This is a genomic window from Bacteroidales bacterium, assembly GCA_031275285.1.
Taxonomy (GTDB): Bacteria; Bacteroidota; Bacteroidia; order Bacteroidales; family UBA4181; genus JAIRLS01.
Window position 1 is genome coordinate 1 of record JAISOY010000044.1, and the last position, 14,801, is coordinate 14,801.

Below are 14,801 nucleotides of genomic sequence, written 5' to 3' on the forward strand. Positions count from 1 at the left end.
CCCCGAAGTATTCCATGATCCGTTTTCATTGATGGGTTTGGTATGTTGTATCCCTGTTTCCTCTTCATATGAAGTAAAATTAATGATCTGGTTGCGTGTAAAGGAATAGTCCACGGATGCCGTTAATGAACGCTGTTTCTCCCTATTATTCATATTGAGACGCAACGACATGGAATTAGTAAAAGACGGCAATAGATCAGGATTCCCCGTACGAAGATTCAATGGATTGGTATTATTGGGGGTAGGATCCAGTTGGGTGACACTAGGCTGCGTGGTATTTCCGCGATATGTGAAGCGGAGATTGGTCTGCCGGTTAAAACGATAAGTGAGGTTGAGCAACGGAGAATAATTTACGACTTTCCGTTTAGGTATTCTATTAAGTGTCGAATCGCTTCCGTTGGAAGCGCCTTCTTTAATAAAATTGGTACTTTGGGTATTCGAAGGTATAATATTCACCCCCAGATTATAATAATATTTTTCATGCTGGCCATTCAGGTTGATTCCTATTGTCTGGGTGATAAAAGCATTGGACAAACTCTTGCTGTAGTCATGATTCAAGATGGAATGAACATAATTTATCGAATCATAATCATATGTTTTTTTGATATTCCTGGTATCATTCTTCCGGAAATCATAATATACCTGCAGCGTCATATGCTCCCTGAGAGGTTCTACATAACTGGCCCTGATACTGTATGAATTGGATTTGGAAGAGGTTTCCGATTCCTGGTCTAAATATTTATTCCTGTTTTGTTGTAAAAAAAACAAACTGGTGGAAAGGTTGGAACCGTCGCCCTGATTGTGGTTCAGGTTTCCATTCAGTCTCAGGCTCAATCGCCGGCCTTTTTTAGAGAAAAGACGGGTTACCGTCAGTTCTCCTCCCAACGTCAGCCCGTCTGTCTCTCTCCTTGTACTTCCTTCACTTTGATTGACGAGAGTAGAGTCGGCATTGCCTGCCATCGTAGACTGATTGGTTAGATTGTTCGTTACAGCGTGATTGTAGGAGATACGGGGAGAAAAAACTACTGTGAGTAAACTGTCCGGTTGGTACTCCAGTTTCCCATTGAAGGTCAGATTATGCGTATAATTTTGGTTTCTGGAACTATTTTTACGATAAGATACACTATCTATCAATAAATTTGTCCGGAAACTATGCTGCTTCAATAGATTTTCGTTATAATTATACCGGACATTCCCATTGAATTTCAACTGATCATTTAATTTGTTGGAAGTGTTTATCCCAAAAGAATTGGTTTTAGCAATCCCATTTCCTCCACGCCCAAGATTATTGGCATTGATCACAATGGAGGTCTGATTATCGCCTACAAACCGGTTGACCATTGTCCTTGTATTGTATCGAGGTTCCTCATTGTTCCGGTTATCTACCAATGCTCCCATACCGGCGGAAATATTACCCATCCACCCCTTATTCCGGCTTTCTTTGATTGTCAGGTTAATAATGGTTTCCGTCTCTCCGTCATCCACACCTGTCAGGATGGCCATATCCGATTTCTTTTCTATAACCTGTACCTTCTCGATCACATCTATGGTCAGGTTCTTGGTAGCCATTTTGGGATCATTTCCAAAAAACTCTTTCCCATTCACAAATATCCGTTTTATCTCCTTCCCGGCCGATGTAACGTTACCATCAGGATCGACTTCCATTCCCGGCATACGTTTCAGTAAATCTTCCACCACTGCGCCATCTTCCATCTTAAAAGCAACAGGATTATACTCCAGGGTATCTTCCTTCACGACGACCTCAGGAGCCTGCCCCAGTATGACAGCCTCAGAAAGCATGAAAGACTGCTCTTTCAAGAGTATCTTTCCCAGGTTGATTTCTTTGGGTAATCTGAATAGGCTGTCGGGAACATAAATATACCTGGTATTGTAACCGACGAATGATACAGCAAGAAGATAGTTATTCTGCGGAACAGTTTGAAACACGAATTTTCCGTCCAGGTCGGCAGCAATTCCTTTCACAAGCGAACTATCTTTGAAATTTAGCAGTTGTACGGTAGCTAAAGGTATGGAAGCGCCAATGGTGTCATTTGTGGATACTTCCCACACCACGCCTGTAATATCCTTCTGTACAGGATAGCTACTTTTGATTTGCGCTGTAAGAACAACCGGAAATAAAAGAAAAAAAGAAAAAAAGAATTTCCCTTTCATTGAATTGGCACGATTATCACTCCCGTGATGGCATAAAAAGTTTAATAAAAATACGAAAAATATTTTTCGTACCGAACGATTGGCTCCATTATATATTATAATGCAAAATAAACAAAAATGTTCAATATGGGGTAGCTAAAAGTTTATTTTTCCTTAAATATCCTTTTTTAGCGTTGAATTTCAAAATGGTATTGATTATTAAATAACGATCCTGGTTTTGGTAAAATAAAAAAACTATCTTTGAGCGGATCGCCTGATATGGTTGTCCGCCAAATAATGTATCATTTATTAAAAAAAAATCCTACATGAAAAAAATCATTCTTTCCTTATTTATGTTTGGCTTGTTGTTTTCCGTTGGTGCACAAATCACGGATACCAAAAAGCTATTCAACAAAAAGTACATCAAAGAAATCATGGTTAAGACTGCCGACTGGCAGTTGAAACATCCCAAACATGAACCCCGCGACTGGACCAACGGTGCTTTTTATGCCGGAGTATACGCTGCCTGGGAAACGACTAAATCGAAAGATATTTACAACGCTATGATGGATATGGGTAACAAAGTTAACTGGACCCCATACAGGCGTTGGTATCATGCCGATGACGTTGCCATCTGTCAGACCTATATTGATCTATACCGTAAAGAAAAGCGCCAGGAGATGCTACAACCGACGATTGATACCATAGCAAAATTTATTGCCAATCCTTATCCTGTAAAACGGATTGAAGTGATCAAATGGTGGTGGTGCGATGCATTATTCATGGGACCTCCCGTACTTATTAAATTAGGTGTGACCACCGGTAACGAGGAATATTTCAAGAAAAACGATGAATATTATAAAGAGTGTTATGAGTTGTTATATAACAAAGAAGAAAAGCTCTTTGCCCGGGATTTGAATTATGTGATCAAGAATGACGGTAAAGACCGCTGGGAAGCGAATGGGAAAAAGATATTCTGGTCCCGTGGGAACGGCTGGGTAATGGGTGGCCTGGTCCGCATATTAAAAGAATTACCTGCCGATTATCCGGAACGTCCGTTCTATGAGAACCTATTCAAGGAAATGGCTGGAAAAATTGCATCCGTCCAGCAGGCTGACGGTCTTTGGCGGGCCAGTTTACTGGATCCCGATTCATATCCGGGAGGAGAAGTAAGTGGTTCCGGTTTCTTTTGCTATGCATTGGCCTGGGGTATCAACAATAAATTACTGGATAAAAAAACATACCTGCCGGTAGTGGAAAAAGCCTGGATCGCACTTAATGGCTGTGTCAATGAAGAAGGGCGCGTCGGATGGGTACAACCGATTGGTGCCGACCCAAGAAAGAACTTCAATGCGGACAGTTGGGAAGTCTACGGAACAGGAGCTTTCCTGCTTGCCGGCAGCGAAGTAATTAAATTAAAACGATAACCTGTCGTATTTTTACGAATAAGATATCTAAAGAACAGGATTAATATATTAAAAAGCAGCAGATATTCTGCTGCTTTTTGTATGATCACAGTAAATTACTGGGTGGAAATCCTGTTTTGCTTTCCAACAGTTCATAAAAAAACAATCTTATTAATTTTCCAATGCCTTATGGTCATCCCCAACTAACATATCCAGTGTAGCATTTTTCAACCGGTGAATGGTAAAATCGCGTATTTCCCTAAAAACCATTTTTGTCCGGCATGTTTCTTCATCCCGGCAAAATCCACAGGGCCGGTACGATTTCTCTGACACACAGGACAACAACCCCACCTGCCCTTCAAATAATTGTATGATTTCCAGTAAAGATATCTCGGCCGGATTACGGGATAGGAAATATCCTCCGTTTTTTCCCAGACGACTACCCACTATTCCTTCTTTCCGCAACTCCAGGAAAAGATTTTCCAGATAGCGTTGAGGTATCTGTTCTTTTTTTGCGATCTCGCTGATCTGTACAACACCATCCCTCCCTTCCATGACTAAACGCGTAAGTGCCAGTATAGAATAATTTGTTTTTCGTGAAAGTATCATATCGGTTTTATCAATTCTTGTCAAATGTACACAAAATCTGTGAACAACAAAGATTAGAAAATAAACTCCATTTTATTCAATTGAAAATAAACAACGTATAAATTAAGTGTTATCCTGATGCATGTTTTTTTTTCAACAAAATGTGGTTTTTAGTTTGAAGATATGATATAATTGTATTTCTTTGCAGTTTAAATTTTTATGTTAACCATTATTTATTAATTTAATATTTAATCATATGTCTGATATTGCATCAAGAGTAAAAGCTATAATCGTTGACAAGTTAGGAGTTGATGAAAATGAAGTAACACCTGAAGCTAGTTTCACTAATGACTTGGGCGCAGATTCTCTTGACACAGTTGAACTGATCATGGAGTTCGAAAAGGAATTCAACATCGGAATACCCGACGATCAAGCTGAAAGCATTGCTACAGTAGGTGCAGCAATTAAATACATCGAAGAAAACGTAAAGAAATAAGCAATTTAGTTTTAAGTTAGTTACTTATGCAGTTAAAACGAGCAGTAGTAACCGGTATCGGAGCTCTTACCCCAATTGGCAATAGTGTTTCGGAATATTGGAATGGTCTTGTTAATGGAGTAAGTGGTTCCGATTGGATTACACGTTTTGATGCGTCTAAATTTAAAACCAGATTTGCTTGCGAAGTAAAGAATTTTGATCCTTCAGCATTTTTCGACAGAAAAGAAATAAAAAAGTACGACCTGTATACTCAGTTTGCTATTGTTGCGGCAACTGAAGCCATTGAAAACTCCAAATTGGATCTGGAAAATACAGATCTGGAGAGAGTAGGTGTGATATGGGCATCCGGAATCGGAGGTATTGCAACATTTGCTGAAGAATTGAGAAACTTTTATAGTGGAGATGGCACACCTCGTTTTAATCCGTTCTTTATTCCCAAAATGATTTCGGATATTGCCGCAGGGCAAATATCCATAAAATTTGGGTTGAAAGGACCGAATTATGCGACAGTGTCAGCTTGTGCATCATCGTCAAATTCTATCATAGACGCATTTAATTATATCCGGCTGGGAAAAGCAGATGTATTTGTTGCAGGAGGATCCGAAGCTGCCATCAATGAAACCGGAGTTGGCGGATTCAATGCTATGCAGGCTTTGTCTACCAATAACGATCATTATAAAACGGCATCCCGTCCGTTCGATAAAGACCGGGATGGTTTTGTAATAGGCGAAGGTGGTGGCGGATTGATTATTGAAGAATATGAGCATGCCGTAAAAAGGGGTGCACATATCTATGCGGAAGTTGTTGGCGGTGGAATGTCTGCAGATGCCTACCATTTAACAGCATCACATCCCGAAGGAGACGGAGCATTCAGAGCCATGAGGGCTGCCTTGGAAGACGCCGGTTTAAAACCCGATGCCATTGATTATATCAATGTACATGGGACTTCAACCCCGGTCGGTGACCCTTCCGAAACCAAAGCAATCGTTCGTCTTTTTGGGGAACATGCCTACAAACTCAATATCAGTGCCACAAAGTCAATGACCGGGCACTTGTTGGGTGCTGCCGGAGGTATAGAAGCAATCGCTTCAATTCTAGCTATGAATCATAGCATCATACCTCCAACCATTAACCACTTTACTGACGATCCGGAAATAGACAGCAGGTTGAACCTGACTTTTAATAAAGCACAGGAAAGAAATGTCAACTATGCTTTGAGTAATACTTTCGGATTTGGTGGGCACAATACCTCAGTAATATTAAAAAAAGTGGAACAATAGTCTAATTACAAATATGATAAGTTTATTAAAACTCCTTATGGTAAAAGATAAGGAGTTTTATTCATTTTTGAGAAGACAACTAAATATCAGGCCGGGAAACATTCAGTTATATGAACTCGCCTTTTTACACCGTTCGGCATCTATCACGCTGAATGATGGTACGATTGTCAATAATGAACGACTGGAGTATTTAGGTGATGCTGTTATTGATTCCATCATTGCGGATTATCTTTTCCGTCATTTTCCCAAGGAACGGGAAGGTTTTTTGACCCAGATGCGTTCGAAAATTGTGAACCGTACCCATCTTGATTCAATTGCTGCAAAAATGGGACTGGTGAAAGTACTGATCGCCAATGCAAAAAAAGAAACTATAAAGAAGCGTATTTGCGGCGATGCTTTCGAAGCGCTCATCGGTGCCATGTATCTGGATAAGGGATATCCGAAAACAAAAAAGTACTTTATCGGATATGTCCTTAAATATTATGTCGATCTGGATCATCTGCTACATACCGAAACTGATTTTAAGAGCCGGCTGATAGAATGGGGGCAGAAATATAAATTACAGATCGGTTTTGAAGCAACCGAAGAATATCTGGAAACAAATTCCAGTCCGGGTTTCTCCGTACAGGTCACCATTGGTGGTGTCCCTATTGCCATGGGAAAAGGTCATTCTAAAAAAGAAGCGGAACAGGAAGCTTCCAAAAACACATTGACCTATATTTCCACCTCTACCGAATTTTCTACAGATGCCCTGTCTATGTACCTGGAACGAATCAGCGAACCATAACCAGTCGACTTATGGCCAAAAAAAACATCATGAAATTGGATATACCCCAGGACGTGTTTATGTTCACGCTCATTGGCATATCTTCTCATGAAAACGATTACCGCTTATCCTGGAGCCTGAATAAACAACTGGACCTAAAATTCACACAAGGTGAGGATTTTACGGTTGGCACCGGTGAAAAATTTACCCGCTTTGTCCATGTGGATGAAAAATATAGTTTGACCATCATCTCTAACCGTTGTGATAACGGATTTCTATTGGATAAATATAAAAATTTCGATTTTCTTTTAAAATTTGAAGGGGAACTTCCCGAACAGGAACTTTCCGATTGGTTACACGCTTTAAAAAAAGTCCCTCTTATATCTGCCGTATTTCCCATACAAATAGATAAAAAAATTCTACAAAGGCTGGTTTAAGATTAACTTTTCATTTCTATTTTACTAGCTTTGTGCTCCATCCATATAACAAAAGATGAAGCAAATCTATTTCATACTATGCTTATTTTTCCTGAACCAATGTAATCCTGCTGAATCCGGCAAAAAAGAACAGGATATAGAAATGTTCACTCAGGAACAATCTTCTAAATCAACCCAAATCACAGGAGTTATCCATAACAGGAATACCTATCCGAATACCAAAGAGATAAAAATAAAAATTCCTTATATATCAGGTAAAAACAGGACTTACCAAATTGTTTCACCCATACTTGATGACGGAAGTTTTTATTTTAAGTTCGATTTAGCACAGGCACAGGATATTAGTATGGAAACATACATCAATTTTCTATATTTGATCCCCGGAGATAGCCTGCATATAGAAATCGACTTTAACAATTTAACCGACATACAATTTTCCGGAAATAATTCTGCCAACATTAACCGTGATTTCTACCAATATTTCGATGAAATATTTTACCGGGGATATTCAATAGGAACAGAATGCCTCATAAACTGCTCCATGGAAGAGATCAGGGAAAAACTGGATGAAACAAGAGTGTTATACCTGAGCAAACGTGATTCATTCTTAAGGAATCATCAGGTACAGCCGGAAGTTATCTTCCTGACTAAGGCAATGATAGAACTGGACTATTATACAGAACTTTCCCATATTGTCAAAATGAGGTCGTTCAGACAAATAAATACCACTCCTCCTGATATATTCATGAATGAATTAAACACGCATGCTACCAAATATTTTGGATACGGATTATACTCTAATTCCCATTTCAGATTCATTAATTCAGGATACTTGCAGATAGCGTTTTTAAAAAAATTACCTGAAAGCGCTATAATGCATCTGGCAGAATGGGTATCGGATATGGCATATAATGATACCATAAAGGAGTTCTCGCTTAGCTGTATTGCCAGTGATTTTCTTCAAACAAAAGATTTGAAAAGCTTCGAAGAAGTGTATACCCATATTGAAAATAAATACCTGCATGAACGTTTAATGCATGAATATCAGCAGACATGGCGTTCGATGGAGCATCCGGAGGCGATATCTTCGGGAATTGTAAACGAGCCGTCAGACTTCACCGGGCCATCTTCTTCATCTGAAAATATAATGACCCAAACAATTACTCCCAATTACGGAAAAGTACAGGTAATCAATATCAGTGCAACATGGTGCCCACCATGCCACTCAGAATTATCAAACTATAAGTATCTTATTACAAAATACAATAATCAGGATGTTTCTTTTTCATTTATTTGTGCTGGCGGAAACGAGCAGGAGTGGGGAAAATTATTACAAAAGAATGAACTGACAAAGGAACATCATCATTTCTGTTCCGACACTGAATTCAGATTCCTTGCAAAGACTTTTAGTCCTATTGGATTTCCTTATGGAATATTGGTAAATAAAAAAGGAGTTATCGTAGACCACGGTCTTCATGTAAGATCAGAAAGGATCGAAAAAAAGATTGACCTATTATTGAAACAGGATACCCTGATTGAATAACTCCTAACAAATATCATTTTGTGTTTCTAAAATGATATTTAAAATTGCAATAATGACCGATGGCTACCTTTGGTCCGAATCTTAATTTGATACCCCTATGAAAAAAATGATTTCCTCAGCTATCGTTTTCCTGATCACGATGGTCAATATGTCGGATAATAAAGCATGTACCAATTTTATCATTACCAAAGGCGCTTCTACTGACGGTTCCGTAATGGTTTCTTATTCTGCCGATTCCCATACTCTTTACGGGGAGTTATATCATTATCCGGCAGCAAAGCACAAAGCCGGCACTATGCGGAAAATTGTAGACTGGGACAGCGGGAAACCGCTTGGCGAAATACCCGAAGCCCCGGAAACTTATTCGGTCATTGGAAACATGAATGAACACCAGGTAATCATTGCCGAAACTACTTTCGGAGGACGTCCGGAATTAGAGGATTCAACAGGGATCATTGATTACGGAAGCCTTATTTATCTGGCCCTCCAACGTTCCAGAAGCGCCCGTGAGGCAGTAGAAACCATGATCTCCCTGGTAGAGAAATATGGTTTTTACAGTGGAGGGGAATCTTTCAGTATTGCAGACAAAAATGAAGCATGGATCATGGAAATGGTTGGTAAAGGACCTGGAGGAAAAGGCGCCCTTTGGGTAGCTCTACGCATCCCCGATGGTTATATCTGCTCCCATGCTAACCAGGCACGCATCACGACTTTCCCCAAAAATGATCCTGACAATTGTTTGTATGCAAAAGATGTGATCAGTTTTGCTCGCGAAAAAGGATGGTTTAACGGGAACGACGACGATTTCAGTTTCTCCGACACCTATAATCCGCTTGATTTTGGAGGAGCACGGTTCTGCGAAATACGGGTATGGTCCTTCTACAAGGATTATGATCCTGATATGTATCGTTATTTCGATTATGCCAAAGGCGAAAACTTAAAAAATAGAATGCCGCTCTGGATCAAACCCAATCGTAAATTATCACCGAAAGATGTCATGAACGGCATGCGCGATCATCTGGAAGGTACGGAATTGGATATGCGCAAAGATATTGGCGCCGGTCCTCACGGTCTCCCCTATCGCCTTCGTCCGCTTACCTGGAAAGTTGACGATAAGGAGTATTGCAATGAACGTGTTACGGCAACACAGCAAACAGGTTTTTGGTTTGTCGGTCAGGCTCGCTCCTGGTTACCTGACATAATTGGCGGTATTTTCTGGTTTGGCGTAGACGATGCAGCAACATCAGTATTGACTCCTATGTATAGTAGCATGACCAAAATACCCCACACATTTGCCGTGGGAAACGGTAGTATGCTTGAATATTCTGAAACGGCTGCTTTCTGGATATTCAACCAGGTAGCCAATTTCACCTACCTACGTTACGATGTCATGAGTGAAGATGTTTGCCGTGTCATGCATGAGATAGAAGATGGCTATTTGAAAGATATAACCCGAATAGACCAGGATGCTTTAGCGCTGTATAAAAAAAGCCCCAAGAAGGCACGTGAATATCTTACAGATTATTCCAACAAACAGGCAGAATCAACTTTTCAGCAATGGAAAAAATTAAGCCAGCATATATTGGTAAAATATATTGACGGGAACATAAAAAAGGAAAAAGATGGGAAATTTGTTCCCAATAAATATAATACTACAGTAACATCCCCTACTCAGAGCGGTTATCCGGAATGGTGGCGTAAAAAAATTGTTGAAGATACCGGTGATAAACTGAGGGTACTGGAATAAATTATTCCAGAATATGGAAAATCAATCTATTTGTATTTCTTTCGGCTCGTTTATTCAAAAAGTACCATGAAAGCTTCAGCAGTGATCAATAACTTATCTCTGCTGAGACGTATCCGATATGCTGTAAATACCAGAATAAATTTCACAAAACCAGATTAAATAAGGCATACAAAAAAAAGATATGAAAAATTTTGCCACTACATTTTTATATCCTATCATTGCATGATTTTTGTAAATTAATCAGTCATGAGGGCAGGTCACACATATTCGTTAAAAAAGCAGGCAATGTCACTGGTGATGTTGTTTTTGCTATTGACCTACTCTGTCACAGCACAACTGCTGGCTGATGATTTCAATGAAATTTCCGATAACCATCCGGCAACCGTCTCTTTATTGGATAACCTGATACTGACAAGGTATTGCCAGATCCCTTCTGTAAAAAGTGAATTAGGTAATCACAGGAGTGTCATGGTTTCCCTTTTATGCTTCGGAAGCATATCATTAAATACAAGTAAACCTTTATCTGATCTACTACAATTTTCAACGGAACAACCATCTTTCCGTTTGATTGCTATACCTACCTACTTATTTATTCGTATTCTTCGAATTTGATTTTTCGGAAAATCCGTAAAGTAAAACCAATTCTTTTCTTATCGGGGAACGTATATCGTTTCAGCGGTAAATAATGGATTTCTCATGTTTTGTTAAGGGCCGTCCGGACCCCAAAACGATAGACAATATTTAGCGGATACCCTCATTCCGGCAGTTCAATAAATTTCACCTATAAAATTTATCTTGACTATTCTCATATACAATAGTTTATGCTATAAGTAATGAATATTCAGTCATCATTAAATACTTTATCATATGAAAACGAATAATAATATTGAAAGCAACAGCAATGTAAATGAAAACAATGCTGAACAAGGCAAAAACACCAGTTATCTTAAAGTAATGCTGATTTTCTGTGCAGTAATGGCCATAGTGGTGATAGGCATGAATTATCTTTTAAAAAACGTCTTTTAGGTCTTGTACCTTAGAGAGTCTTTGTCTCGGGAAAAACCTCGCGACATGTGTTTTTCCCGGCAAAGACTTAATTCTGAGACAGTATTTTTTTCAAAGATCGAAGATAAACCATTTTTATAGATCAAAAAAATGAATTTATATATTTTATTAGGAATGGTCGGCCCATGGCAGGTTGTCATCATCATAGTCGCCATACTTCTTTTGTTTGGCGGAAAAAAGATTCCCGAACTAATGAAAGGTCTGGGACAGGGAATGAAGGAATTTAAAAAAGCCACTTCGGATATGAAAGCCGAGATGGATTCGGAAATTAAAGATGTAAAAGAAGTCATTGATCAGGACAAAGAGGAAAAATAGATTTTCATCGATGCATCAGAATATTCTTTGGGAAGGTAAAAAAAACGAATCGTTGGAGTACTGTTTGATCAATACGGTACCTGAAGGCTTCGAGATCAACTCTGTGGTTTTCGGGAAATCTGAAGGTAACGTATTTGAATATGAATACCAGATCAAACTATCGCCCAAGTGGATCACCATGTCTTTCCTGATCAACAACCTTCTTTGTAATGATGAACCGTTTTCAATGATATCAGACGGTAAAGGAAAATGGAGGATCAACGGGGAACAGTTGAATGAATACTCAGGGTGCATGGATATCGATATTTCCCTGAGCCCGTTTACTAACTCTTTGCCGATAAACAGGCTGAAAATAGACAATGCTGCAGATAAGGAAATCAATGCGTTGTATATAGATATCCTGAACCGGAGGATTTCACTGGTACATCAACGATATACCCGGATTGGACACTTCCGGTATTTATATGAAAACCTGAACAATAACTATCAGGCTTATTTGCATGTCGACGATTCCGGAATAATTATCGATTATCCTGAAGAATTCCGGAGAAAGCACCATATCATTTTTAACAAGAAATAAAAATGGCCCACTATTTAAAAAAAGAAGCACTTAAATATCATGCACAGGGAAGACCCGGAAAAATAGAGGTAATTCCCACCAAACCACACAATACTCAATCCGATCTCTCATTAGCTTATTCTCCCGGTGTAGCCGAACCATGCCTGGAAATTGAAAAAAACGCAGAAGATGCATACAAATATACGGCAAAAGGTAATCTTGTCGCTGTAATTTCAAATGGAACAGCCGTCTTAGGACTTGGAAACATCGGTGCTTTAGCAGGAAAACCCGTTATGGAAGGCAAAGGATTACTTTTTAAAATATTTGCCGATATAGACGTTTTTGATATTGAGATCGACACAAGCAATGTAGATAAATTCATTGAAACGGTTAGGTTGATCTCTCCTACTTTTGGAGGTATCAACCTGGAAGATATCAAAGCTCCAGAATGTTTTGAAATTGAAGAACGCCTGAAAAAGGAACTCCAAATACCTGTAATGCATGATGACCAGCATGGAACAGCCATTATTTCATCTGCGGCGTTACTCAATGCACTGGATGTTGCCGGCAAAAAAATTGAAGAAGTAAAAGTAGTGGTCAATGGAGCGGGAGCTTCTGCCATTGCCTGCACCAAACTATACCTTCAGTTAGGCGTAAAACGTGAAAACGTTATTATGTGTGACAGTAAAGGCGTGCTGAACCTTTCACGGTCCGACCTCAATGCAAGCAAAAAAGAATTTGCCACAAACCGGGATCTTCATACGCTGGAAGAGGCATTACGTGATGCAGATGTATTTTTGGGCTTATCGGCAGCTGACATCCTCACACAGGATATGGTTCGTTCAATGTCGGCAAATCCTATTGTCTTTGCTTTAGCTAACCCCAATCCTGAAATTTCTTATGACGCGGCCATCGAATCGCGGACCGATATCATTTTTGCCACAGGAAGAAGCGATTATCCCAATCAGGTCAATAATGTACTGGGATTTCCCTACATATTCAGGGGTGCTTTAGATGTACGGGCTACCTGCATCAATGAAGAAATGAAGATTGCCGCTGTACATGCGTTGGCCTCCATAGCTAAAGAACCTGTCCCCGATACTGTGGCTGCTGCCTACAATAAAAAAAGCATTTCATTTGGCCGCGAATACCTTATTCCCAAACCTATGGACCCGAGGCTTGTTACCAGGATATCCACTGCCGTAGCCAAGGCAGCCATTGATTCAGGTGTAGCCCGCCATATCATTGAAGATTGGGATACCTATGTTTTCCAGTTGGAAGAACGCATGGGCCAAAGCAGTTCTTTAATACGTTCATTACGAAGCAAAGCCCAGGCATCGCCCAAAAGAATCGTATTCGCCGACGGGACCAATATAAAAGTCTTACAGGCAGCACAAAACCTTGTATATACGGGAATCGCCCATCCGATATTAGTAGGTAATAAAGATAAGATCACCCGCTTAATGGCTGAAAACAGTATCAATACGCAGGGAATAAGCGTTGTTGATCCGTGGACTGAATCAGAAAGAAAACGAAGAGAAAATTATGCTCATGTTTTCTTTGAAAAGAGGCAACGCAAAGGGATTTCACTGAACGATGCCATCGAAAGGATGAAACAACGGGAATATTTTTCCCTGATGATGCTGGAAACCGGAGATGCCGATGGTTGCATCCTTCACTATGCAAATAATTATATTGATGCTTTGAGGCCGGCATTACAAATCATTGGTACCAATAATTCACAGGGACATGTTGCAGGAATGCAGATCATCCTGGATAAAAGAGGCCCCATGTTTTTTTCGGATGTATCCGTGAACATGGAACCGACAGAAGATACTCTTGTCCAGACAACTTTACTTACAGCCGATGCTGTAAAGAAATTAAATATAGAACCACAAATTGCCATGTTGTCTTTCTCAAACTTTGGTATCATCACAACGGGTAGTCCTAAGAAAGTATATAATGCGGTAAATATACTCCATCACGAATATCCGGAACTAATGGTAGAAGGAGAAATGCAGGCAGATATTGCATTAGACGGTAAGCAACGGTTTCATAAGTTCCCGTTCAATAAGCTGAAAGATAAAAGAGCCAACACATTCATTTTCCCCTGTTTAAGTGCAGGTAATATCTTAAGCAAATTCCTTAAAAATCTTGGGGAATCGGAATCTATAGGACCGGTTTTATTGGGTCTGTCCAAACCGGTACATGTTATGTCGGAGGAAGCTTCGGTCCGCGATTTGGTCAATATATCCACCATTGCGACACTGGATGCACAAAATATTGAATCTCTTTAAAAAAGCAACATATATACAATAAGATTATGTCACAACAAAGTAAAATTAAGGAACTGATCGAGCTCAGAGCCAAGGCCAAACTGGGCGGTGGCGAGAAACGCATCGAGTCTCAGCACAAGAAGGGCAAACTCACTGCCCGTGAACGTATCGA

Annotated in this window: 14 protein-coding genes; 12 read left to right on the forward strand and 2 right to left on the reverse strand. The window is 39.7% G+C overall.

What is annotated here, in order from left to right:
* Window positions 1-2,172: TonB-dependent receptor (locus tag LBQ60_04285; protein ID MDR2037120.1), on the reverse strand; the 2,172-nt coding region annotated here is incomplete at its 3' end.
* A 305-nt stretch (window positions 2,173-2,477) separates the two neighbouring features.
* Between LBQ60_04285 and LBQ60_04290 the strand changes: the two genes are divergently transcribed.
* Window positions 2,478-3,578, forward strand: a complete 1,101-nt coding sequence (locus LBQ60_04290) for a glycoside hydrolase family 88 protein (protein ID MDR2037121.1) — start codon at window positions 2,478-2,480, stop codon at window positions 3,576-3,578.
* Between the two features lie 150 nt (window positions 3,579-3,728).
* On the opposite strand, the gene LBQ60_04295 is transcribed toward LBQ60_04290, so the two are convergent.
* Complete coding sequence (locus LBQ60_04295) at window positions 3,729-4,166, reverse strand: Rrf2 family transcriptional regulator (GenBank protein ID MDR2037122.1); 438 nt, start codon at window positions 4,164-4,166, stop codon at window positions 3,729-3,731.
* A 235-nt stretch (window positions 4,167-4,401) separates the two neighbouring features.
* Here LBQ60_04295 and LBQ60_04300 point away from each other — a divergent pair, with 235 nt between their 5' ends.
* The 11 genes from LBQ60_04300 to LBQ60_04350 all read left to right on the forward strand — a co-directional run bounded on the left by LBQ60_04300 (window position 4,402) and on the right by LBQ60_04350 (window position 14,650).
* Window positions 4,402-4,641, forward strand: coding sequence for an acyl carrier protein (locus LBQ60_04300; protein ID MDR2037123.1), 240 nt, complete (start codon window positions 4,402-4,404; stop codon window positions 4,639-4,641).
* Window positions 4,642-4,667: 26 nt separating this feature from the next.
* Window positions 4,668-5,921: a beta-ketoacyl-ACP synthase II gene (fabF, locus tag LBQ60_04305; protein ID MDR2037124.1), complete on the forward strand. Its 1,254-nt coding sequence runs from the start codon at window positions 4,668-4,670 to the stop codon at window positions 5,919-5,921.
* A 37-nt stretch (window positions 5,922-5,958) separates the two neighbouring features.
* Window positions 5,959-6,708 carry a ribonuclease III gene (gene rnc / locus LBQ60_04310; GenBank protein MDR2037125.1) on the forward strand — a complete coding sequence of 250 codons (750 nt, stop codon included), beginning with the start codon at window positions 5,959-5,961 and terminating at the stop codon, window positions 6,706-6,708.
* Window positions 6,709-6,719: 11 nt separating this feature from the next.
* Window positions 6,720-7,124, forward strand: a complete 405-nt coding sequence (locus tag LBQ60_04315) for an IPExxxVDY family protein (protein MDR2037126.1) — start codon at window positions 6,720-6,722, stop codon at window positions 7,122-7,124.
* 55 nt (window positions 7,125-7,179) lie between these two features.
* Window positions 7,180-8,667, forward strand: a complete 1,488-nt coding sequence (locus tag LBQ60_04320) for a TlpA family protein disulfide reductase (protein MDR2037127.1) — start codon at window positions 7,180-7,182, stop codon at window positions 8,665-8,667.
* Between the two features lie 97 nt (window positions 8,668-8,764).
* On the forward strand, window positions 8,765-10,414 hold the full coding sequence (locus LBQ60_04325; GenBank protein MDR2037128.1) for a C69 family dipeptidase: 1,650 nt from the start codon (window positions 8,765-8,767) through the stop codon (window positions 10,412-10,414).
* 246 nt (window positions 10,415-10,660) lie between these two features.
* Complete coding sequence (locus tag LBQ60_04330) at window positions 10,661-11,026, forward strand: hypothetical protein (GenBank protein MDR2037129.1); 366 nt, start codon at window positions 10,661-10,663, stop codon at window positions 11,024-11,026.
* A gap of 255 nt (window positions 11,027-11,281) precedes the next feature.
* The gene (locus tag LBQ60_04335) at window positions 11,282-11,440 is read left to right on the forward strand and encodes a hypothetical protein (protein ID MDR2037130.1); all 159 of its coding nucleotides are present in this window, start codon (window positions 11,282-11,284) and stop codon (window positions 11,438-11,440) included.
* A gap of 129 nt (window positions 11,441-11,569) precedes the next feature.
* Complete coding sequence (locus tag LBQ60_04340) at window positions 11,570-11,794, forward strand: twin-arginine translocase TatA/TatE family subunit (GenBank protein MDR2037131.1); 225 nt, start codon at window positions 11,570-11,572, stop codon at window positions 11,792-11,794.
* 10 nt (window positions 11,795-11,804) lie between these two features.
* A complete protein-coding gene (locus tag LBQ60_04345) occupies window positions 11,805-12,374 on the forward strand; it encodes a putative glycolipid-binding domain-containing protein (GenBank protein MDR2037132.1) in 570 nt (189 codons plus the stop codon).
* A 2-nt stretch (window positions 12,375-12,376) separates the two neighbouring features.
* Complete coding sequence (locus tag LBQ60_04350) at window positions 12,377-14,650, forward strand: NADP-dependent malic enzyme (protein ID MDR2037133.1); 2,274 nt, start codon at window positions 12,377-12,379, stop codon at window positions 14,648-14,650.
* Window positions 14,651-14,801: the final 151 nt, after the last annotated feature.

Bases quoted from the DNA above. Each gene is read 5' to 3' on its own strand.
- fabF (MDR2037124.1), top strand. From the start codon at position 4,668: ATGCAGTTAAAACGAGCAGTAGTAACCGGTATCGGAGCTCTTACCCCA.
- LBQ60_04320 (MDR2037127.1), top strand. From the start codon at position 7,180: ATGAAGCAAATCTATTTCATACTATGCTTATTTTTCCTGAACCAATGT.
- LBQ60_04350 (MDR2037133.1), top strand. From the start codon at position 12,377: ATGGCCCACTATTTAAAAAAAGAAGCACTTAAATATCATGCACAGGGA.
- LBQ60_04335 (MDR2037130.1), top strand. From the start codon at position 11,282: ATGAAAACGAATAATAATATTGAAAGCAACAGCAATGTAAATGAAAAC.
- LBQ60_04290 (MDR2037121.1), top strand. From the start codon at position 2,478: ATGAAAAAAATCATTCTTTCCTTATTTATGTTTGGCTTGTTGTTTTCC.
- LBQ60_04325 (MDR2037128.1), top strand. From the start codon at position 8,765: ATGAAAAAAATGATTTCCTCAGCTATCGTTTTCCTGATCACGATGGTC.
- LBQ60_04295 (MDR2037122.1), bottom strand. From the start codon at position 4,166: ATGATACTTTCACGAAAAACAAATTATTCTATACTGGCACTTACGCGT.
- LBQ60_04300 (MDR2037123.1), top strand. From the start codon at position 4,402: ATGTCTGATATTGCATCAAGAGTAAAAGCTATAATCGTTGACAAGTTA.
- rnc (MDR2037125.1), top strand. From the start codon at position 5,959: ATGGTAAAAGATAAGGAGTTTTATTCATTTTTGAGAAGACAACTAAAT.
- LBQ60_04345 (MDR2037132.1), top strand. From the start codon at position 11,805: ATGCATCAGAATATTCTTTGGGAAGGTAAAAAAAACGAATCGTTGGAG.
- LBQ60_04315 (MDR2037126.1), top strand. From the start codon at position 6,720: ATGGCCAAAAAAAACATCATGAAATTGGATATACCCCAGGACGTGTTT.
- LBQ60_04330 (MDR2037129.1), top strand. From the start codon at position 10,661: ATGAGGGCAGGTCACACATATTCGTTAAAAAAGCAGGCAATGTCACTG.
- LBQ60_04340 (MDR2037131.1), top strand. From the start codon at position 11,570: ATGAATTTATATATTTTATTAGGAATGGTCGGCCCATGGCAGGTTGTC.